Source organism: Yersinia sp. 2553 StPb PI (assembly GCF_052217105.1).
Lineage (GTDB): Bacteria > Pseudomonadota > Gammaproteobacteria > Enterobacterales > Enterobacteriaceae > Yersinia > Yersinia enterocolitica_E.
The window spans coordinates 47,592-67,472 of the sequence record NZ_JAZGPX010000001.1 but is presented as its reverse complement, the minus strand read 5'-3'; the positions used below and the strand labels follow the sequence as shown (position 1 = coordinate 67,472).

Here is a 19,881-nt window from a genome sequence, read left to right as displayed (position 1 = left end):
TCCTTTTATAAAAAGACACAATTACGTTTACGCCAAATGAGATAGCCGAAGTTTTTGCGACTGGCGGGGGTGGTATGACCGGTTTCCCAGCTCATGACCGTGCGGCCAAAGGGGTGACACATCCGGGCATCGGCATGCATATTGACCATCTGGTAGCGGTAACGGTCTTTGGGGATAATGGGCGACGGGTACTCAAAACACACGGCTCTATCTTGACCGATGCTATTCATGATCAATCCCTGTCGATGCAGTTTAAATGCCATGCGTTCAGAGAGCAGAATTGAGGTTTGTTGCTGGCTGAATTCGTCGGAGGCAAAGCCGGTAAAGGGATACATACTGCCGTGCGCACCGGCACACCAGAACAACGCATTGATGGGTTTCCAGCTTGCCGCCACGGCATCAGCGGCACACGCCGCCTGTGCAATGGGGTTGCCAAACAACAGTGCTTCCGGATTGATGATAAGAGAAAGCGTATCGTCGTCCCACATAGGGTCCAGCTCCGAGAGATAACCGATGTCCATGTCACCTGATTGCAAACATCCCATAGACGTAATGATGTTAAGCCAGTAAGTGAGCGGGTATTTGTACCAGTGAACGTGATACATCGCCCCCGCAGCCGTCTTGTCGCTTTGCCCGGCCATGCCGGTGCCAACTTTGCCGACATTGAGATTAAAACCACCCAGATTTACCATGCAGTAGGGAGAAAGGGTCACATCCGTCAACGCAAAGGGTTCCCAGTAGCCGATAGCCAGCCCCACGCGGTACAATATTCCCATCGGGCATATCTGTATGGGGCTGGACGGGTTTTCGGTATCAGCAGCCAAACCCGTTGCAATCGGAATATTGCCGATACTCAGGGGGAAAATGCACTCCCAGCAGATATCGGTGATCGGGTTAACAAAGCGGCCCTCGCACATCACATCGGCTTTGGCAAGTCCGGGCAACAGGAACAACACCGCAATACACCATTTCCGCCAGGCCATCAGTGCGCCTCCAGCATCGGTGCGCTGACAATTTTCAGCCGTTTGTTGTCCTGTGTTAACGTCGCAGGTACATGGGTCAGGCCGAAGCGGCGGGTCAGTTCGCCGCCCTGGTCAAAATAGATACGCGTCTTAAGCGTTTCCGTGGCTGTTTTAATGTTGCCCTTAACCAAAATGACCTTGTAGCTTACCGTGGGTGGCTTTTGTGCCTTCATCCACTCAACCTGGCGCGGATCATCAGCATCAAGAAAATACAGCGTGCTATTAAGCGGAAGGGTATCGAGTGGGTTGATTTTGTCCCCTTTTCGGACAAAAACAGTGCCTTTATGGTCGCTTAATTCCTGATTGGCGGTAAAAGTGGGGTCATACCAGAGTGTATGCGATTGTGTGTCGGTGCTGAGTCCGTCCACTGCGGGCGGTCGCAGGGTGTTTTCGATAACGTTATCTTTGAATCTCTGTTGGAGTTCGGCCATTTCGCCACTTTTCTCCAGTGCCCCTAAACGTTGTTGTATCAGGTTTAAAAAACTCTGCTCCTGCACCGGATAAATATCGCCCCATTTACCTAAATCACGGGCACCGGTGAGCAGTGGACAACACAGAAGTGTGATGGTAATAAATAGACGCATGATGATTTACTCATAATAAAGAGAGAAAAAACGATAGTTAGCTTTAAATTTTTTTAATTATGAAAAACAATATAAGACATGAAATAACAACACCAGTAGACAAAATCAATCCCAATTCATCATAAAGCGGAATTTGCCATTCAAGCAAAGCGAATGACTTTATTAAAATCCAGATGAGAGACACAACAGGAGGGAAATACAACGCAAATGAATTAAAGAGGCAATAGGTAATCTTATCCTGCCATGAACGAATATCTGTCAACCCAACAAAATACAACCCCATCGGTATAATGGAAGCCAGAACAACAATGCGCCAATTCCGCCAGTACACACTTTCTTCATTCAGGGGCAAGTCATACAGTTGTGGTATTAATGATAACAATCCTAATAGGGCTAATAACGCCAACGGGTATAATATTACTATAACACCTTGGTTAGATTTGGTCTGTTTCATTCTGAGTTAACATCCTGTAGAAATAGGTTAACGGCGGCTATAACCCGCCAGAACAATACGGTGTGTGAACTCCACTCTCTCCTGACACGTCACACAGGTTGTCACGCCACCTAACGCCTGTCGTGCTGGCGGGATAGGGGCGTTGCAGTGTTGGCAGATACTGAGACTCGGTGTTTTCAGTGGATCGCGAATTTTTGTTAGCGCCTGGTTAAGTTGGATATCGGTATACTCTTGTGCAACATCAGCAATATCGGGCATCAAATACTCCTTACGTAACTGACAAACAGAATGGAGAGGTAAGAGTATTTATTTTGACCAGTAATACATCCCATTATTATCTTTACGGCACGCCATCGTCATACTCTGATGAATAGCGCCCAATGAATAAGCATTTCCGTCAAATAAACAGTGCTCGTTATTACGTAAAGTCGCATCACGAATAATCTCAATATTGATTGATATCTTCTCAATAAGCGAAGTCAGACGTTCTTGTTGAAATGTATCCTGCTCCGTTCCTTTTAAATATTCTCCGACATGTTTTAGAAATTGCTGCGGCTCTGATTTAACAGTGCCCTGAGTGATAGTCTTTATTGGTGTATCATGAAGCGGTAAAGTCTCAGTCGCAGCAAAATTATGAGGCTGTAGAACCTCTGCCGAAGTAAAATTAGAAATACAAAGTGTAAGACACAATATAATACGTTTCATATAATTTCCTTAAGAGTGTAATTTTTAGATAACGACGGGGGCGGATTAAATTATCGTGTTAAGATTCTTATAACGCTCCTTAGCACCTTCTCTGCTCATGTTAATGACAGCGACTATTTCATTCAGTTGTTTGATTTTTTTGCTTTTTAATACCCTGCGTGAACATTACTGCCCTCCCGCCATTCGGGTGGCGATAACTGCCTGAATATCTTCAGTGACATCTTCCGCCCCACTGACCACCGCAGAACTGACCAACACAATGACGCGATGATTGTGCTGATACTCTTCCAGACTTCCCATCAGGGCTTCATTAAAGCGGTGGGTCAATGCATTGGTGGTTTCTTCACTCAGGGTTTTGGCGGTCATTTGGGTCATGAAATTATCAATTGTCCCTTTCATATCAAAGGTGACGGTTTTAGGGGTAAGCCACTGATTCATCAATAACGTGACGCCGGTATTCAGACAAAGCATACAAAACGCCACTATCGCGACCTGTCGAATACAGCGGTTACGCCGTTTACTGCGTTTAACTTTACGGTCGGGGAATATTTCATCATGGGTGGTTTCAGCATTCATTGATTGGGCCTCCTGTTAATCATGCTGTTGGGTTAAACGGCGGTGCCCCAGGCTTCCAGTTTCGCCATTTCTTCGGGGTATTCTTTGAGCGCAAGTTGATAAATCGTACTGTCTATGTCCATACCTTCTCGCATACAGCGCTCACGGAATTCAAAGTCGTCGCCATTGGATGAGCACATGGCCCGACTTAAGGGGTCTAGCATCAGACGATGGAAAGTGGACTGTCCGCCGACACGCAGCATAAAGGCACTGAAACCCGAGTTTTTAGCGGGCGGAAAATGCTCAATCAGAGCCTGCTCAAGCTTATTGAATTGCCCCACGTTGATGAGGTTGTACTTTTTGAAGGTGTCGATGTCTTGGCGCATGATGATTTTAAAGGACGAGTTGGACCAGCCCGCTTGTGCCGCGCCACTGGCCTTATCGCCGTCAAAATCCTGTATCCCCTGTGAGATGGTGATATAGGCACCCAGGTATTTACGGGCCGTTCGGTAGCCATCTTCAATGAAGGATTCCGCCCGTTTGTTGTCGTTGGACAGCAGTTTCCAGGCTTCATCAATCACGCACGCCTTGATTTCATTACGCGGCGCAAGATACATGCGCTGTTCAACGTAGATCATCATCGAGAACATGATGGCCGCCAGCAAATCGGGCTTGTTCTGCAACTTCCCCATTTCCAGTACGGAGAAGCGAACATTATCATCCAGTGAGGGTTTCGCACTGTTGTAATACGCCCCGTAAATCCCCCCAGTCGTGTACTTATCCAGTGAGATAACAATCTCTTCCATCCGTCCTCGCACGGTAACGGAATCTTTGTAATCCCCCGATTTAATCTCTTGTTTAATGTAATCCACCACATCATCAATCAGGGCCGCATTTCCCTTATTCTTCCAGACTTCGTGCACGGCCTTGAGCATAATGGCCTGATGGGTGTCATTCATATCCCCTGACGGGTTAGCTAACACAACCAGTAAGTTACGGATACTCTCTGCGGATTCACCAATATCGACAATATTGGCAAACGGATTAAACCTCAGCTCGGTGGCGTCCAGATAGACACCGCCCACGTTCGTGCACAAACCTTTGTATGAGTCACCCATATCAAAGACCCAGCACCGTCCCCCACTGTCGAGGATTTGCCGAATAATGGATTGCATCAAAAATGACTTGCCGCTGCCGGAATAACCGGCAATCGCCAGATTGTAGTTATCGTTACCGTAGGGGGATTGTTGGTCAAACAGGTTCAGGAACGCGAGCTGGTTGCGATAAGACGGAATAGGCAGACCTTTGGTATTACCCCGGTTATCACCGATGATCGGGAACATATTGGCCACATGAAAAGCTTCAGCCCGAAGGGTCGCCCCCGTCCGTTTCAGGTCGCTCCAAAGCCCTTCTTGCGGGAGAAATGGGAAAATACTCAGGTAATTGCGAAGCTGCATACACGTGGGGCTAAACAGAGATAGTCCGTTATTACGGTAGGTATTCAGTACCGCATTCTCATTTTTCTGTGCGATAGCGTCATCATCTTCGTTGAACAAGGTGATGTTGAAGAAATAGCGGGCCAACGAAGACTGATTTTTATTCAGGCGCTCACGAACCCCACCCCACTCTTTATAGGCTTCTTTGACACCCGGCACCCATTTGGCAAAGGCGGAATTGGCCTTTTTATCGAGGCTGATAAACTTGGTATTGGCCTCATTCTGGGTGGATTGTTGCCCCTCGACTTCAACCGTCAATGTCATGACAAACGGGCAAGGGATACTCGATGTCGGGTCCAACAAACGGCTGATATTGTCGCCCTGCTGCCAAAGGAAGAACTTATCCGGGTTTTTCTCGAGCATGAAACTCTTGATGCGGGTCGTTTGGCGGCCCGAAGAAGAGGACAGGCTCTGTACGATGTGGTCTGCCTGGATGTTTAGGTTGATGGAACGGTCAACACACTGCGTATTGATTTCATCATACGAGTTGTATTTGACGGAAGAGGGGGATATCTGGTCATGCCGGAAGTTCGCCATTTCGTGTACTACGGACAACAGCCCCTGAGCATCAAGCTCGCGGGAGAAAAGTTGAGCTGCATTCAACGCCTGTTGGATAGAACTGAGTGTCTGCTTAATACCATTAAGGGTGCTGTCGTCCGGATGGCTGTGTTCTTCGGCGTAGCTGACAAACAGCCGATAATTACGTAGCGTTAAGGGATATCCTTTTTTGTTAGGCAAACCATTCAGGGCACCACTTTCATAGTACGCCTGAGTGATATGATTGAATTTATGCCGCATCGGGCCTGTCCAACTTGAATCTGACAACCCGTAGTCTAATAAATGGCTGACACATTTACTCCCCAGTAACGTAAAGGTCAGCGGCACTTTGCGGGGCAATTTATTGCGGAGAAAATGATCCAGTGCCTCGACGATATTCTCATTGGCCCCCACCAATGGGGCACATTCCAGCACAAACCCCATGGTTTTATCATTGATGAACAATCCGGATTCGCGGTCATACATACGGTATTTCAATAGACTGCTAAACTGCGGATAGTCCATCTCATCCATTTGCTGATTAGCCCTGTTCGCACCATCAGGCTTACGCCAATCGCCTAACAGACCGGAGAAAATGTTATCAAGGTTCATTGAGATGCTCCTGCCCAGTGGGACGGCGTGACAACAAATGACACGACTGAAGGTTGATGATACGTATCGTGTTCATCTACCCACGCGGCAACCCAAAGACGGGAGGTGGAGGCGTTCTGTCGGATAGGTGGGATCATCCCAATATCACTGTAGGTGTCCCGATACGCTGTCACTGCCTGGGGGGGTACACTCGGACGAAATGCGGTGACGGGCGGTGTCACCTGAGTGACTGCATTTGCCTGAGCGTGTGTTGTTGCTGGAACAGTAGGAGTTTTCAGCAATGATGACGAGTGAGTGGCTGGCGCTATACGGGATGTTATCGGCACAGGTTGCGGGTTAACGACAGCCGGTAACACCACCGGCGAAACCGGCTTTCCCTTGACGGCCCCTGCCCCCTCTTGCTTGAAGCGGGCTTTGCTGTTGGCCTGTTCCATGGTCATGCACTGATCCTGCACCGTCTCATTACAGGTAAAATCACTGTTCATCCCGACGCACCCGGTCAGTAACAGCACACTTCCTAATAAGGGAGTAAGAAGAATGTTTTTCATTATTTTTCATTCCCGTAGTGGTTGTCTGATGTGAAAGAGATCCCCTTCCTTACTGCTTCAGCATTGTATGGCTTAGCCAAATAAATAAGGGTGGCATCCCCAGCGAGAACCCATTGTTTCAGAGGCAATGTGTCAGGGTCTTGTGGCAGCCTCATCGCCAAGTGAGTTAACCAGCTGTCCATATACGACAGATGATCGAGCAACATATAGCTATCATGGCATGGGGTTGGTGGCATCAGCCGTCGCACGCGTTCGGCCATCTCTCGACATTCAAGAATGCGCTTGTAGATGCCGCTGCCACTTCCAGCAGCAACCTGAATACCCGCCAGTGAGTCGGTACTACTGGCTAGCAATTGACGGCAGCTCTGTAGCTCGCTTTCAGTAGTGATGAAACGTTTACGCGTGACAATCATGTTCATCCCTCTCAACTGGATAGGGGCAGGCTGGCAAACGAAGGATGATGCGAAAACTACAATTGGCGGCGATAACTTCAGCGGCAAGGTCTGAGTCGGGAAGATCAGCGATGCTGCTGGTACAGGCAGAGACTGCTATTTTGTTGCGGATAAAACGCGGGGATACAGGACTATTCATCGGTATTATTCCTTAGCCAGACACAGACGGGACCGTAATCACTGTCATGAATTGAGGCCATAAACCAGCCTTTGCCCTCAACATCAGAGGGTGTCCAGTGGCTGCAATCGCCCTGGCCACTTTTCTCATAGGCTTGATACATCGATTCCTCAATATCATCTTCATCGGTCATAAAGGTGTGCCAGGCACGGAGGTTATTTTTTTGCAGCCAAGCGTCAAACTCGCCCTCAACACCCAATTCACTACCGTTAGCCGGTGTGAAAAAATCAGGGTGAGTCCAGTAACCGAGTGTGTCGCGTTCAACCGGTGCGGCTGTGATTGTGTTTTGCATTGTCAGATCCCTTACAGACAGAATAAAAATAGGATTTGGGGAGGTCACTACGGTGCAGATTTGGGAATATAGTCACCCATATTGATATCTCTTAGGGCATCGGCCGTGACGGTAATACCGGTATTAGCAACATCTTTAGCCTGTTCTGTCGGCGTGGTTTTTTTAGGTTTATCGTTCACATACTTCAACTGAAAACCTTCCTGAAAGACCACCGTCACTTCAGCGCCTGCACCAATGGGGATCACTGGATGGTATTGTTCCGCCCGCTTGATGTAATAATCACTGAGGGTTTTACCGACTTGAGAGGCACCGCCCCCCAACGCTCCACGGGCAACATCCGAACCCCCGGTACTGGCCACAGCCCCCAAGCCCACAGTTTGACTCCCCACATTGGCCACACCGTTCCCGATGCCGTCCACCGCGCCGGCGGCAAACGCCCAACCAATGATTTTGCCATTGCGCATGACCGGCTCGCCTTTGATGCCATTTTTACCGGCAAAAGCGACGTGTCCCTTAAAGGGGATATCGACCGTTTTACCGTTCAGGTGGCAGGACAGGTTTTGCGTGCGGATCAAAGCCCGTTCACTGGAGATATCGCCATACCCTGCTGCGGTGACCATGCAGCCTCTCGCATCATACTCACGGTCATTCGGCATGATGATTTTGCCGGTGAGACGGAACTGCATGGGCGACGGGTCACTGCTTCCCGTGACCGACGCATTGGTGTCTGCACCCTCAATAATATCTGCCGAGGCAAAGCTCCCTGATGGCACATACGGCAATACCGGCCCTGTTTCCTTATCCGTATCATAAGAAATGGTCATGGAAGACAGCGTATTACGAGGTTGTGGCGATATCTGGTAATTGGCAGGTGCATTGCCTGGAGGATAAAATGCAGTTGGCGGGGGAACCGCGCCCTTGTTGGAACCAAAGTTGGGTTGAGGCATCCCCGCGGGGGAGCCGCCATCCTCACCTAATACACTTTCCAACTGTGAACGTAACTGAAGCAGTTCATTTTCCTGTGAGACTATCTTTTCGTTACTGTTACGCTTTTCTTCCTCCAGTTTTTTCAACCTGGCTTCAAAGCTGCTGATTTTTTTATCGGCCTGATTAGCCGTATTTTGGATATCGGCTATCGCTTTCTGACCAATTTTCTTGTCAAACGTCGTATCGACGACACCGGTCATATCAGGCACCGGCTCTTTGTTGGTTTTCTGCTTTACCGATTTTTGGGCCGGTTGGCTCAGGTAGTACCCTACACCGGCAACCAACGTTAATCCGACTGCCACCGCAATCAAGGTCAGATTCTGTTTTCGCCTGGTGATGATATTAATATTCGCCATGCTTCCCCCTTATCCTGCCGACATCGTGATGAAGACCGTGGCCTGGCCGGAGGGTAATAACGTGGAGGTATAGGGCGAAATCATGACCGACCGGACACCCGGTGCGGAGAAAAGCCGCTCAGGCAACGCCATACCAACAGTACCGGTATTGCGAACACGATAGCGATATACCCGCAGTTCGCCCCCTGTCCACATGGTTTCCGGTTGAGCCTGTAACACCGCTGGCAACGTCATAAAAGTCGGTAGCTGGGTCGCTGGACCTTCCGTGAAATGGGGGGGGACTTCACCACGAGAAACCGCTTTTTGGATATCAACCAACGTGGAAACATAGGGTTGTGAGGTTTCCCACTTCTGGGCTGCCGGACGTTTCACCGGACGTTGAGACATCAAATGATAGGTTCTGCCTGCGCTCTTTTGGGGGGTGACGACCACTGACAGTGACTGTCCCGCCTCAGTACGCAGATAGAACGTAAAAGGTTTATCCTGCACGGTGGTTAAAACGACCCCACCATTCTGCTGCCCCGTCTTCCCTTTACTGTCACCCAGCATTCCTTCATTACTGTCAATGGCAACAATCCGGTCGCCCGGCACAACCAGCATGTTCGGGTTGGTATTACTCAATACTAAATTGACTTGAGCATCAGGCGTAAAAGGGATTTGTTGCGGGGCAACATTAGCCTGTGCTGAAACACACAGTACCGTGCCACACACACTGGCGAGCAATAACTGAAGATGACTATTTCGTTTTTGCATCGACACTCTCCTTGAAACTTTTGAGGTGGGTAACACCGTTCTTATAGTGAAGTGTCAGCCGATAGGATTTGGGTTCTGGTGGTAGCGGTTTATTACCTAACCAGGTCTTGAGTTCCCCTTGTATGTCAATCACACCGGAGGCGGGATAGACCTTAAATCCAGAGGCATAAAAAGCAGAGGTCACATTATTTGTTACTATCTGGTTTTCTTCTTCTTTTAGGGCTTTTGCCATTTCAACACGGTCTTCTGAGGAGAAAAATCTCAGCAGGGATGTGTGTTGCCCAGCAACGTTTTCAGGGGTGACATTGAGTCGCAAGAACAGAAATGACTCGGCGGTCTGTTGCAGATAATTACTGTCAGCATGGTTACGTGACAGGGTAAACGGGGCATCAAACATCATGGGAATAAAAGTTTCTTCCCGTGAGTCAATGAGGCGTTCTATCTGCATCCAGGCAAAGAGGTTGCCTGCAAGACTTAATCCAAGAAAAAACAGCAGAAGAATATAAACCAGAGAAACAAATTTTGTGGTTGAGCGACGCGCACTCAATTCCATACATTGTCTCCTGTTACTTTAACCACAAGCGGTAGCTTGAGTCGGGCAGTATTTTGTAAAGCCCGTTGAATAAATAAGACGGCAGATACCAGTAACACATGTTGTACAACCAGGTAGAACCTCGCCCTTTCTTAAACCAGTTCAACGCATACCAGAGCACCGCGCCCATAATCAGCCCAGCAAAGTGGTGATTATAAATAACCCCCCAACAAAGGGGGGTTATGGCTACTATCGCTTCATCCAGAGGTATCCCGATGATGCGGCGCTGTTCTGAGAACGTTTGAGGAAAATCATAGCGAGATTGTTTATCCTCGTTCATAACGCTTCATCCCGTGAACGCGACTTAAGGTGTAGTACCACCAATCATGGAGAAGATGACTTTGGTGACGACGATGAACACGGGGATCAGCAGGAAAGTAGCTGGGTTATGTGTTTTGAGGTACAGCAGGAAAACCAACACCACTTCCGCTACCATGAAGTAGTACATCATGGTGGAATCGGAACCAAAGGTATCTTCCACATCGGTACGTCCCGCAGCGGCCAAGTCCTCTGCGCGAGCAAAACCTTGCGCACACATCCAGACAGCCAGAGGTGCCGCCATGTATTTCACAAATGCTTTGGCGGTTTTGTTGTTTGCAGCAGCCATCAAACGGGTGAGTAAACCTTTTTTAGCAGGTTTGATATCGGCCCCATTCATAATTGAAATTTCTGACATTTTTATCTCCGTATAAAATAATAAAAAACTTCATCGGTAGAACTATTTCCACCGTGGATATCACTGTAAAAAGAAATATCCAGCGTGGTGATAGACAGATATGGCTACCGCACGGAAAATGCATACCCTGAATTTAGGCAAGCCTTATCCGGCTGTTGTTTCGGAAATAACAGAGTTAATTAAATAAGAAATATCTCAAGTGAAATTACGATGACGTATTATCAGCAATAATCTCCCAGTAATCTCCATCTACTTCGGGGACTGTTTTAAGATGATGTGCAATACGTAACATAGCTTCGATACGCTTAGAACGCCCAGCCTTTTCAGCCGACTCACTCAGTCGTTTATTAGACTCACTACTCAGAACAACTGACAAGGTTATAGGTTTGAAATTTTTATTATTGTTATTCATTAAAAAAGTTCCTGGTGTTGGTTCTATAACTATCTATATCGGAAAATTTTAGACTTCATGGTAATTATTCCATAGAAAATTTCATTTTAAAATCCGTGAAATGAAATCACCGTATAAATAACCAGTGATTTCAAATCACTGGTTATTTATACAGGTTGAATAAGGAATGACGTAGGTTCGCTTAATATTTCCTGAGGAATGAAATCACACCACCCACAATATTTGAATGCAATAATAAAAACACTCCTATCAGGGACGCCTAGTTTTCTATATATTTCCGATGCCACATTAGTTACATGGCTTTTTTTCAATTTTAGAATGGTTGAAATATTATCATGACATCTACCCATTAGAATCAACCAAGCGACACTCCACTCTCTATCAGTCAACAATTCACCGGGGCTTTTATTCCTATAGCTTTCAACTAATCTACCTATATTAACCGTACCGTTTTTCCTTTCTATAGAGAATTTATAATCGTAAATTTTAGTATCAAAGAACAAGCACTCAGCATTTTGAATATAAGTTATCACACCTGAACTTTTATTTGAAAAAGCAAATTTCTTCCGATTGAAGAGTCTAATTGACAAACTGCTATTTGAATTGAAGTAATTCACCTCAAGCGTTTTAATACATTTAGATTCATTTATTACAATACTTTCATAAATGCTACTTTTGGGTGATAAATGAGAAAGAGTTGAAGATAATTCACTATCAGTTTTACCAAATATTGAACACAGCTCAGACAGACCGAAAAGCTCAAAAAATGAGCGATTGGCGGCAACGTAGCGAAGTTCACTATCTTTGATAAACCACGGATTACCATGTTCGAAGTGGTGTAGGAAAAATTCTTCATGAAAGGCTTGTGATCTTTCATACAGATCAATAGGATCGCGAATAGCCATATAACCTGCCTCTTGGATTGAGGGTTAGTGTGGTTAGTTCATGCAGGGAGCGACTAACTCCTTGCATGAACGCTTCTTTTAAATTGTCATGCGATAACATTAATAAATGATCTGCACATAATTCAAAATATAGCAATGTTATATTTATTCCGCAATCTTTTATTGCATTAGTAACAGTAATTGTTTTGTGTGAGTAAACCATCTTGACATCAAATCCTTTAGATGCAGTTATTATACAGAAAACAAATCCTCCCCTCCTAAACGAAGTTCAGACTTTTCTCTTTCCCTGAGTTAAATAGGCAACAATCATTACCTATAAAATAAACATTCATTTTATTGAAATTATAATAAACTTATCGTGCCACAGAAAAACCTCACAAAAAACCGAATGGGATTATAAATAACCCACTCATTAGTTAACTGTATATAAATTATAAGGGCACAGAAACCCGATGACTACGGAGTCATTAATTTTTCCTTAAACGTTGAAATCGCTAAAAGTGAATATTAAAAACCAAATGATAGGTTAGAACGTTCTAACCTATTATATAGTGATCTCTTAATTCAATCTGGATGATGGCTGGTTATGCCTTAGCTATCGATTCATCCCTAAATTCATTCAAATGAGACAATCCATTGACGGCTATTTCCAAATACTCTCGCGGACACCCTAAGTTTAATCGGATATAACCTCTTCCCATAACACCAAAGCTATCCCCCATGGAAACAGCAATTTTAGCTTTATCGAGGAGTATATTTTTTAATTCATGATTATTTAGCTTCAACGCACGGCAATCCAACCATGCCAGATAAGTTCCTTCAGCTTTAACCATTCGGCACCAGGGCGCGACAATTTCTAATTTTTGCTTAAGCCAACGACGATTCTCTGCCAAATAAACCTGTAATGCATCCAACCAATGCCCGCTATATTTATATGCCGCCGTTGCAGCAGCCATCGATAATGAATTGAAAACATCCAATCCATGAGCGTGTAATCGGCTTATAAATGTTTTACGTATAATGGAATTGGGTATTAAAAAGTTTGAGATCCTGAGTGAGGATAAACCAAACGTCTTGCTTGCTGACGTTGCGGCAATAACATGATCGTGCCACTCGGAGCCTAAATGCAGTACGGAAGTATACTTTTCGCCAGGTAGCGTGAGATCAGCCCAGATTTCATCTGAAATCACGATGACATTATATTGTTTACACAGGCCCAGTAACTCGATTAGCTCCTCACGACGCCAACATCTTCCGGTGGGGTTATGGGGATTACAGAGTATCAATACTTTTGGACTTGCTGTTTTAAACAGATTCTCCAGATGGTAAAAGTCAATCTGATAGCCATCGATGCCCTCCAGAAGAGGGTTTTCCAATAGCACGCGATGATTCATCGTGATGACATTGGCAAACGAACCGTAGTATGGTCCCTGAACGACAACACTTTCACCTGGTTCACTCAACATCTGGACAAGTAATGCCAGCCCTGGCACAACGCCCTCTATCGTGGTAAACCAGTCTCGGTCAATCTCAAGCTGATGTCTGCTGACAAACCAATCCATCACAGACTGATAATAATCGTCATCTCTCTCGCTATAACCGAACACACCATGCTCAACACGGTCATGCAATGCCTGTATGACTTCATCCGGGCATTTGAAATCAAAATCAGATACCCACATTGGCAGCAAATCTGATCCATCTAACTGTAGTTTCTGGTTTATAAAGTCCCACTTTACAGATGATGTGTTATGACGGTCGATAACCTGATTAAAGTTAGGCTGTTTCACGCTGTACCTCCTGATGACTTACGACGTTATCAGGCTTCACTTTCGCTATTCCAAAACCGGTAAATCCGTATATCAACGCAAAGAATACCGCGGCGTAACACTGAATGGCCCAAGGCAACAGATCCAGCGTACTGACACCTAACGTGGTCGCCATATAAATACCTGCGGCTGTCCACGGAATTAACGGTTCAACCACCGTTCCTGCATCTTCAATCGTTCGCGAAAGGTTTTTATTATCCAACCCCAATCGGGCATAGGCATCTTTGAATAACTCAGCAGGGATCAAAAGAGCCAATTTTCCATCACTGGTTGCACCGGTCACTAAAATTGTCGTAGCAACTGTTGCCGCGATAAGTTGGCCAGTGGTATGAACAATTTTAAGCAGACTAGAAATAATAACAGTCAGTGCCCCTGTTAACGTTAATGCGCCAGCAAACGAAAAAGCACAGAACACTAAAAGAATGGTACTCATCATTGAGAACATTCCTCCCCGATTCAGTAAACGAGGAACATCGCTGACGATACCTGCTACGTTATGACCCTGGTCCGAAAACATCGACAAATTGAACCCATCCATCAATGCTTCTAATCCCTGGTTTAAACTGAACCCTTGCAAACCAACCGCGATCATAATGGCCATGGCGCAACCGGCAAGCATCACCGGAATGACGGGCCATTTAGCAATAGCACCCCACAGAACCAAAACAGCTGGCAAGATAAGTATCACATTGAACTGATACAGTCCTTCCAGCGCTTGTATTATTTCCGTGACTTTTTCAGGGGTGGCCACACTGCCCACTGAGCTGGAATGGCCTGCAATCAGATACACAATCGCTGCTAAAACAAAACTGGGGATAGTGGTGTACATCAAATGTTTGATATGAGCATAAAGCTCAGTATCAGCAACAATCGCAGCAAAATTTGTTGAATCTGACAGTGGCGAAATCTTATCGCCAAAGTAGGCACCGGAAACAACGGCTCCCGCTGCGGCGGCTAATGGAACATCTAAACCTGCCGCAACACCCATCAAAGCCACACCGACCGTTCCCGCCGAACCCCACGATGTTCCCGTACAAACAGAGATAACGCTGGTTATAAAAAAGGCGGCGATAAGAATATATTGGGGACTGATAAGTTTTAACCCCCAATAAACCATATAAGGGATAGTGCCACTTATCATCCATGTACCGATAAGACCCCCGACACAAACTAAAATCAGGATAACCGGCATGGCTTTAGCCAGCTTTGCCACAATCGAATCGATAACATCATTCCAGTTGTACCCTTGCCAAAATGCTAAGGCAGCTGCCACTCCAGCGGATACAAGTAATAAAGGTTCAATACGCAAACCGAACTGACCATACCCAATAACCAAAAGAACCAACATTGAAATAATAGGTAACAATGCCAGTCCCAGGCCCAAATCCTTTTTCTTGTCCATGTAAAGCTCCAGTTGAAACGTTCCGTTACAACAGAATAATTAATATATGAAGAGTTGAATGTGAGCGCGGATACTGTCTCATGTAAACTGTTACATGAGTTATTGGAACGTGATTTCGATCACAATAATCTCGCTTGATTTGGTGATATTGCCTATTTTTTAACTAAAGAAAGTACAGAATTTCTTACGACGAGTTCAGCTGAAAACATATTGACCAACGGAGACGTATTACCCTTCGCTTGCAATATCAGCGCTAGCGTTGCGGCTCGTTTTGCCATTCTCTCGATGGGATAATGAATTGTTGTTAAGGAGGGATGGAGGTAACGGGCTAACACAATATCATCAAAGCCGACTATCGATAGCTGCTCAGGTAATCTCATATTTACTTTATGGAATAAACTCATCATTCCTGCCGCCATAACATCATTGAATGTAATGACTGCGGTAAATTCATTCGGGCTAGATAACAACTGTTGGGCCGCAACCTCACCCCCCTCTTCATCAAAGGGAACACTAATAATCCAATCATCCGGAACTTTAATTCCCGCATTAGCCATTGCGGATAAATACCCATCGAGACGTTGTTGTTTGTCATCAATCATCAAATCGGCCGTCACATAAGCGATATTTTTGTGGCCATTATCCAGAAGATATAAGGTAGCAAGTTTAGAGGCATTAAAATTATCTAGCCATACACATCTATTCGCCATCCCAGGCAAATAACGATTAATTAAAACCAGCCCAGGGGAATGCGCTGCATAACGCAATATATCTGACTCACTCATCCGGGTAATATGAGCCACAATAGCTTCACAGCCTTGGTTAATTAAAAACTCAAGTCCTGACTTTTCAATCTCCGCATGATGTTCACCACTGCATACCATAAGTCGGCAACCGTTTATTCGTGCAACTTCTTCGACTCCTTTGGCTAATCTGGCAAAAAAGGGATCTGACAGATTCCCCGTCAATAACCCCAACATACTTCCACTGCGTTTAGCCAATGATTTAGCGTTTGGATTCAACTGATAGTTTACATCACGCATTGCATTTTCAACGCGTTCACGCGTCGCGGGTTCCACATAAGCAGTATTATTAATAATACGACTGACGGTCGCGATAGATACCCCTGCGCGTTCTGCAACGTCTTTCATTGTGGCCATAGGGAACCTGCTATCAACAATAACTAATATTATTATTAATGATAACTTTACTGTCTGCACTGTGATTTAAGCGCACCGCCACAATCCAGAATATAAATCCATTCAACGATTGGGTATTGATACAATGCGCTTCATCTCCCGCGTGTTTTAGGTACATTCCAATGCCAGACGAAATAGACTCATCCAAAGAGGATAAGCATCTAATGGTAATAAGTATGATGAATGGAGGGTGACTTTGTTTAGGAGAACACCTCGCCTAAGCAAGGTGTCAAATTCGATAAGATTAAAAATCACTCACTTTTAGGGAATGCTTTTTCTACAATACTAGCAACTTCTCCTTTCATCTTCTCCACCTGAAGTGAATAGCTGAAACGGGAATCTTCTTTTATTTCTTGTACGCTAAAGAACATGCTGAGTATTTCTTGAATCGCAACTCGACTTTTAACACACTCTTCCATCAGGGTACGGTTAAATATTTGCTCCGGACTTTCACCTGTGGATCTCTTTTTCATATTCTGCGTAACACGCAATCCTATCTCCAGCAGTTCGGCCCCCATACTTGACATATTAACCTCAGAGGAAGAAGCCCCTTCGGCTCTTCGTTCATCTACCAATTTCCTTATTCCATCGAGAGTTTTTTGTTTCATATAAATATTTTGTCTTGGCACGAAATATATCTCCGGTCGAATAGCATGTAGCGCACAATCCAGCACCGTAACACATTTCAGGGATTTAATCCCCACACAATGCAGCAATTTAGGCCCACACCTAGCAGCCACCTCAATCAATTGGTCAATAAAACAACAAATCAAGCCCACACAGATAAGCACCTTATTACGTTAAATAAGCACTCATTAGCGCACCACTGAGCCACCAAGGTGTGTAATCAAATATAATTAAGCACCAATCAAACCACTAAGGGATGTTAATTAGCTTACTTATAACCTAACCAATCATCATGCTACACAGCATAAAGCCAAAATCAGCCCACAATCAGGCACACCCTCCCCCTGCAAATTCTGAACTTATCCCGCTAAAGCTCGCCTTTAACCTTTAAAATCAGCACTAATCCACACACCATAAACAGCCACAAAGCAGCCACTGTATACATAAGATATTGAATATCATGCATTACACATTCAATACGCCTTATCACCATCCTATAACACCACAATGAAGCGCTATATGTGGCTGCTCATATCGTAGTGACATGACAAAAATCACATTACAAAAAGTATAACCACCTAATTTAAAAGGCAAATCAGGCAAAATGAAATTTTGCGTGGGGTGTGAGAACTTATCTTTAGAAGAGACTATTTAACCCCCTGTTCTCTGGATTCGATTTTTGTATATTCGGGTATCGTTTTTTTGTCAAAAATGGCAGTATTCCATTATGCCTACTTTGAACGGATTCATATCATGAAGGTCTCTTGTCTACTTTTTCTTTTGCTTTTCTCGGTATCTAGTTTAGGTTCGGACTGTTTCGATAAAGCGGGACGGGATTATCATATTGATCCGGATTTATTACGCGCCATCGCATTCAGAGAGTCATCACACAGGGACACAGCATTGAATGTAAAATCACAGCAGGAATATGCGGTGGGGAGAATGCAAATACATTCTCAGAATTTTTCTCATCTTGCAGATTTTGGTATTACCCCACAACACCTTTACACCGATGGTTGTCTTAATATCTATACAGGCGCGTATTATCTTGCGATTGCATTTAAACGCTGGGGCGTAAACTGGGATGCTGTGGGTGCCTATAATGCTGGATTCAAAAAGGACGACAAGCAAGATATGAAGCGACGTCAATATGCGCAGGAAGTGAATCAAATCTATATGCGATACAAAAATAACAAACCATCGCAAAACTGATAGCTTCATCAAACTTATCCATATATGCACATGAAACAAAGCCAGAGAAATTTTACCCCCACCCAGGGGTAAAATGAACGCCAGCGGAATTTTTACGGGGCAAGTAAAAATTCGTTGATTGTGTATATGTGGGTAAGTTTGTCTAACCTTTGGGAGCCCCTCAGGGGCGGACGGGAAATGCAAATAGCTTTTCATTTGCATTGGGTGGGCGGGGAATAAGATATTAGCCCCTCAATGGGGATAATATCTTACAGGCGCGGCCATTCTCTCTATCTCGACAACCCATTCAGAAAAGTAAAATTAGAACGCGGTGCATCTTATGAATCAAGCCACGATCATTAGTCACAATTGAATTTATTATTTTCAACCGGCATCTCTTCTGAATTTTTACAATGTACAACTGGAATGTTTACTTTTTAAAAACTCTCTGATCAAAAATTTAAATCAGAGAGTAAAATAATTTTTCTAAATATTGTTTAACTTAGCACGGATGTTATCTATTTCGGCCCCAACTCCATGACCATGCCAAAACTCTCCACTTCCAATACGCCATAAATCCCCCGCCTTGTATTTCTCTAAGCTAATCTCTGTGTCGAACCTGTTCTTATATTTTTCTTTAAACAACTCTATTGCTTTCTCTGTTAAAATTTCACTGTATTCACGGTTAGTAAAAAGATAAGACACACTCCCATAAACTTCGTTAAATGGTGTTGAAATAGATTCATAGATATCTTCCATACCGTTAAAACGTCCGCCTTTATACTTACTTATGATAGCCTTCACTTCATCTTCTATTGGACCATCAATCCAATTAACGTAAACACAATCGTAATTACGTTTACGTACTGAAAATTTTACATTTGGAAATGAATCTTTTAATTCTTTGCGGATATTACTTGTTGCTAGAGTTATGTCACTACTACCTTGTTTTAGTTTTGCATATTCTGGAGCTGTTTTCATATTTTCAACCGCTAGATTAAATGCGACTCTTTGAGCTTCTTCATCATTGAGTCTTTCCAGTTCTGCGGCTAATGCACTGCGATAAATTTTAACCACATCAGTTGTATTCATTACTTCATCGTAGATAGTCCATTGAACACCATGTAAAATACATTCAGGTAGTTCTTTGCTTAATGAGCCTGATTCAAAAGCTATATTAAAAGTTGCATTACCTCCGCTACATATAACACCGCCAAAACTAACGTTTACAGTATCAGGCGATTGATCTCCTTGAATGCCATAAATAACGCCACGCCCACGACCATAAAGATTGGTACTAACAACTTGACCAATAACTAATATTTTTTTGCTGGCTTCTTTCATATGATGCTCCTTTGAGTCTGGCGTTTCGCCGGTAATGAGAAGCGGCCTTCCGTTTCTCAATGATGTTATTATACTATAAAAACCAATTATATATCAATAATGATACGTAATAATCAGCGAGTTTATCAACATTTCGCATGCGAAATTTTATGTCTATATGGCATGTAAGTGGC

General features: G+C 44.6%; 24 protein-coding genes. 1 reads left to right on the top strand and 23 read right to left on the bottom strand.

What is annotated here, in order from left to right; genetic code table 11:
* Window positions 1-5: 5 nt before the first annotated feature.
* The 22 genes from traU to traM form a co-directional block, all read right to left on the bottom strand.
* Entirely contained in the window at window positions 6-983 is a 978-nt protein-coding gene (gene traU / locus V2A84_RS00410) for a conjugal transfer pilus assembly protein TraU (protein WP_420073361.1), read from the bottom strand.
* Entirely contained in the window at window positions 983-1,606 is a 624-nt protein-coding gene (traW, locus tag V2A84_RS00405; RefSeq protein WP_420073360.1) for a type-F conjugative transfer system protein TraW, read from the bottom strand. The genes traU and traW overlap by 1 nt, the downstream gene beginning before the upstream one ends.
* 43 nt (window positions 1,607-1,649) lie before the next feature.
* Complete coding sequence (locus V2A84_RS00400; protein WP_420073359.1) at window positions 1,650-2,060, bottom strand: hypothetical protein; 411 nt, start codon at window positions 2,058-2,060, stop codon at window positions 1,650-1,652.
* Between the two features lie 27 nt (window positions 2,061-2,087).
* Window positions 2,088-2,318 (bottom strand): TraR/DksA C4-type zinc finger protein, encoded by a 231-nt coding sequence (locus tag V2A84_RS00395; RefSeq protein ID WP_411935990.1) that lies wholly within the window; start codon window positions 2,316-2,318, stop codon window positions 2,088-2,090.
* Window positions 2,319-2,366: 48 nt separating this feature from the next.
* Window positions 2,367-2,765: a hypothetical protein gene (locus tag V2A84_RS00390; protein ID WP_420073358.1), complete on the bottom strand. Its 399-nt coding sequence runs from the start codon at window positions 2,763-2,765 to the stop codon at window positions 2,367-2,369.
* A 165-nt stretch (window positions 2,766-2,930) separates the two neighbouring features.
* On the bottom strand, window positions 2,931-3,341 hold the full coding sequence (gene trbI, locus V2A84_RS00385) for a type-F conjugative transfer system protein TrbI (protein WP_420073357.1): 411 nt from the start codon (window positions 3,339-3,341) through the stop codon (window positions 2,931-2,933).
* A 32-nt stretch (window positions 3,342-3,373) separates the two neighbouring features.
* Window positions 3,374-5,965: a type IV secretion system protein TraC gene (gene traC / locus V2A84_RS00380; protein ID WP_420073356.1), complete on the bottom strand. Its 2,592-nt coding sequence runs from the start codon at window positions 5,963-5,965 to the stop codon at window positions 3,374-3,376.
* Window positions 5,962-6,513, bottom strand: a complete 552-nt coding sequence (traV, locus tag V2A84_RS00375) for a type IV conjugative transfer system lipoprotein TraV (RefSeq protein ID WP_420073355.1) — start codon at window positions 6,511-6,513, stop codon at window positions 5,962-5,964. Before traV ends, traC begins: the two co-directional genes overlap by 4 nt.
* The gene (locus tag V2A84_RS00370) at window positions 6,513-6,926 is read right to left on the bottom strand and encodes a hypothetical protein (RefSeq protein ID WP_420073354.1); all 414 of its coding nucleotides are present in this window, start codon (window positions 6,924-6,926) and stop codon (window positions 6,513-6,515) included. Before V2A84_RS00370 ends, traV begins: the two co-directional genes overlap by 1 nt.
* Window positions 6,910-7,104: a hypothetical protein gene (locus V2A84_RS00365; protein WP_420073353.1), complete on the bottom strand. Its 195-nt coding sequence runs from the start codon at window positions 7,102-7,104 to the stop codon at window positions 6,910-6,912. The genes V2A84_RS00370 and V2A84_RS00365 overlap by 17 nt, the downstream gene beginning before the upstream one ends.
* Window positions 7,097-7,435 carry a hypothetical protein gene (locus tag V2A84_RS00360; protein ID WP_420073352.1) on the bottom strand — a complete coding sequence of 113 codons (339 nt, stop codon included), beginning with the start codon at window positions 7,433-7,435 and terminating at the stop codon, window positions 7,097-7,099. Before V2A84_RS00360 ends, V2A84_RS00365 begins: the two co-directional genes overlap by 8 nt.
* A gap of 47 nt (window positions 7,436-7,482) precedes the next feature.
* Window positions 7,483-8,778, bottom strand: coding sequence for an F-type conjugal transfer pilus assembly protein TraB (traB, locus tag V2A84_RS00355; protein ID WP_420073351.1), 1,296 nt, complete (start codon window positions 8,776-8,778; stop codon window positions 7,483-7,485).
* A 9-nt stretch (window positions 8,779-8,787) separates the two neighbouring features.
* Window positions 8,788-9,531, bottom strand: a complete 744-nt coding sequence (gene traK, locus V2A84_RS00350) for a type-F conjugative transfer system secretin TraK (protein ID WP_420073350.1) — start codon at window positions 9,529-9,531, stop codon at window positions 8,788-8,790.
* A complete protein-coding gene (traE, locus tag V2A84_RS00345; protein WP_420073349.1) occupies window positions 9,515-10,084 on the bottom strand; it encodes a type IV conjugative transfer system protein TraE in 570 nt (189 codons plus the stop codon). The genes traK and traE overlap by 17 nt, the downstream gene beginning before the upstream one ends.
* Before the next feature lie 13 nt (window positions 10,085-10,097).
* Window positions 10,098-10,403 (bottom strand): type IV conjugative transfer system protein TraL, encoded by a 306-nt coding sequence (gene traL / locus V2A84_RS00340; RefSeq protein WP_050290606.1) that lies wholly within the window; start codon window positions 10,401-10,403, stop codon window positions 10,098-10,100.
* A gap of 24 nt (window positions 10,404-10,427) precedes the next feature.
* Window positions 10,428-10,799, bottom strand: coding sequence for a type IV conjugative transfer system pilin TraA (locus V2A84_RS00335; RefSeq protein WP_420073348.1), 372 nt, complete (start codon window positions 10,797-10,799; stop codon window positions 10,428-10,430).
* 205 nt (window positions 10,800-11,004) lie between these two features.
* Window positions 11,005-11,211, bottom strand: coding sequence for a TraY domain-containing protein (locus V2A84_RS00330; RefSeq protein ID WP_442848391.1), 207 nt, complete (start codon window positions 11,209-11,211; stop codon window positions 11,005-11,007).
* 146 nt (window positions 11,212-11,357) lie between these two features.
* Window positions 11,358-12,116 (bottom strand): LuxR C-terminal-related transcriptional regulator, encoded by a 759-nt coding sequence (locus tag V2A84_RS00325; RefSeq protein ID WP_420074069.1) that lies wholly within the window; start codon window positions 12,114-12,116, stop codon window positions 11,358-11,360.
* Between the two features lie 584 nt (window positions 12,117-12,700).
* Entirely contained in the window at window positions 12,701-13,906 is a 1,206-nt protein-coding gene (locus V2A84_RS00320) for a MalY/PatB family protein (RefSeq protein ID WP_420073940.1), read from the bottom strand.
* Window positions 13,893-15,347, bottom strand: a complete 1,455-nt coding sequence (nhaC, locus tag V2A84_RS00315; protein WP_420073939.1) for a Na+/H+ antiporter NhaC — start codon at window positions 15,345-15,347, stop codon at window positions 13,893-13,895. Before nhaC ends, V2A84_RS00320 begins: the two co-directional genes overlap by 14 nt.
* Before the next feature lie 152 nt (window positions 15,348-15,499).
* Complete coding sequence (locus tag V2A84_RS00310) at window positions 15,500-16,507, bottom strand: LacI family DNA-binding transcriptional regulator (RefSeq protein WP_099462823.1); 1,008 nt, start codon at window positions 16,505-16,507, stop codon at window positions 15,500-15,502.
* 290 nt (window positions 16,508-16,797) lie between these two features.
* A complete protein-coding gene (gene traM, locus V2A84_RS00305) occupies window positions 16,798-17,175 on the bottom strand; it encodes a conjugal transfer relaxosome DNA-binding protein TraM (RefSeq protein ID WP_420073852.1) in 378 nt (125 codons plus the stop codon).
* Between the two features lie 751 nt (window positions 17,176-17,926).
* Between traM and V2A84_RS00300 the strand changes: the two genes are divergently transcribed.
* Window positions 17,927-18,385: a transglycosylase SLT domain-containing protein gene (locus V2A84_RS00300; protein ID WP_420073858.1), complete on the top strand. Its 459-nt coding sequence runs from the start codon at window positions 17,927-17,929 to the stop codon at window positions 18,383-18,385.
* Window positions 18,386-18,850: 465 nt separating this feature from the next.
* Here V2A84_RS00300 and V2A84_RS00295 read toward each other — a convergent pair whose 3' ends face one another.
* Entirely contained in the window at window positions 18,851-19,708 is an 858-nt protein-coding gene (locus V2A84_RS00295; RefSeq protein WP_420073853.1) for an LPD29 domain-containing protein, read from the bottom strand.
* Window positions 19,709-19,881 lie beyond the last annotated feature (173 nt).

Coding starts and splice junctions, on each gene's coding strand:
- traU (WP_420073361.1), bottom strand. CDS start 983: ATGGCCTGGCGGAAATGGTGTATTGCGGTGTTGTTCCTGTTGCCCGGA.
- traW (WP_420073360.1), bottom strand. CDS start 1,606: ATGCGTCTATTTATTACCATCACACTTCTGTGTTGTCCACTGCTCACC.
- V2A84_RS00400 (WP_420073359.1), bottom strand. CDS start 2,060: ATGAAACAGACCAAATCTAACCAAGGTGTTATAGTAATATTATACCCG.
- V2A84_RS00395 (WP_411935990.1), bottom strand. CDS start 2,318: ATGCCCGATATTGCTGATGTTGCACAAGAGTATACCGATATCCAACTT.
- V2A84_RS00390 (WP_420073358.1), bottom strand. CDS start 2,765: ATGAAACGTATTATATTGTGTCTTACACTTTGTATTTCTAATTTTACT.
- trbI (WP_420073357.1), bottom strand. CDS start 3,341: ATGAATGCTGAAACCACCCATGATGAAATATTCCCCGACCGTAAAGTT.
- traC (WP_420073356.1), bottom strand. CDS start 5,965: ATGAACCTTGATAACATTTTCTCCGGTCTGTTAGGCGATTGGCGTAAG.
- traV (WP_420073355.1), bottom strand. CDS start 6,513: ATGAAAAACATTCTTCTTACTCCCTTATTAGGAAGTGTGCTGTTACTG.
- V2A84_RS00370 (WP_420073354.1), bottom strand. CDS start 6,926: ATGATTGTCACGCGTAAACGTTTCATCACTACTGAAAGCGAGCTACAG.
- V2A84_RS00365 (WP_420073353.1), bottom strand. CDS start 7,104: ATGAATAGTCCTGTATCCCCGCGTTTTATCCGCAACAAAATAGCAGTC.
- V2A84_RS00360 (WP_420073352.1), bottom strand. CDS start 7,435: ATGCAAAACACAATCACAGCCGCACCGGTTGAACGCGACACACTCGGT.
- traB (WP_420073351.1), bottom strand. CDS start 8,778: ATGGCGAATATTAATATCATCACCAGGCGAAAACAGAATCTGACCTTG.
- traK (WP_420073350.1), bottom strand. CDS start 9,531: ATGCAAAAACGAAATAGTCATCTTCAGTTATTGCTCGCCAGTGTGTGT.
- traE (WP_420073349.1), bottom strand. CDS start 10,084: ATGGAATTGAGTGCGCGTCGCTCAACCACAAAATTTGTTTCTCTGGTT.
- traL (WP_050290606.1), bottom strand. CDS start 10,403: ATGAACGAGGATAAACAATCTCGCTATGATTTTCCTCAAACGTTCTCA.
- V2A84_RS00335 (WP_420073348.1), bottom strand. CDS start 10,799: ATGTCAGAAATTTCAATTATGAATGGGGCCGATATCAAACCTGCTAAA.
- V2A84_RS00330 (WP_442848391.1), bottom strand. CDS start 11,211: ATGAATAACAATAATAAAAATTTCAAACCTATAACCTTGTCAGTTGTT.
- V2A84_RS00325 (WP_420074069.1), bottom strand. CDS start 12,116: ATGGCTATTCGCGATCCTATTGATCTGTATGAAAGATCACAAGCCTTT.
- nhaC (WP_420073939.1), bottom strand. CDS start 15,347: ATGGACAAGAAAAAGGATTTGGGCCTGGGACTGGCATTGTTACCTATT.
- V2A84_RS00310 (WP_099462823.1), bottom strand. CDS start 16,507: ATGGCCACAATGAAAGACGTTGCAGAACGCGCAGGGGTATCTATCGCG.
- V2A84_RS00300 (WP_420073858.1), top strand. CDS start 17,927: ATGAAGGTCTCTTGTCTACTTTTTCTTTTGCTTTTCTCGGTATCTAGT.
- V2A84_RS00295 (WP_420073853.1), bottom strand. CDS start 19,708: ATGAAAGAAGCCAGCAAAAAAATATTAGTTATTGGTCAAGTTGTTAGT.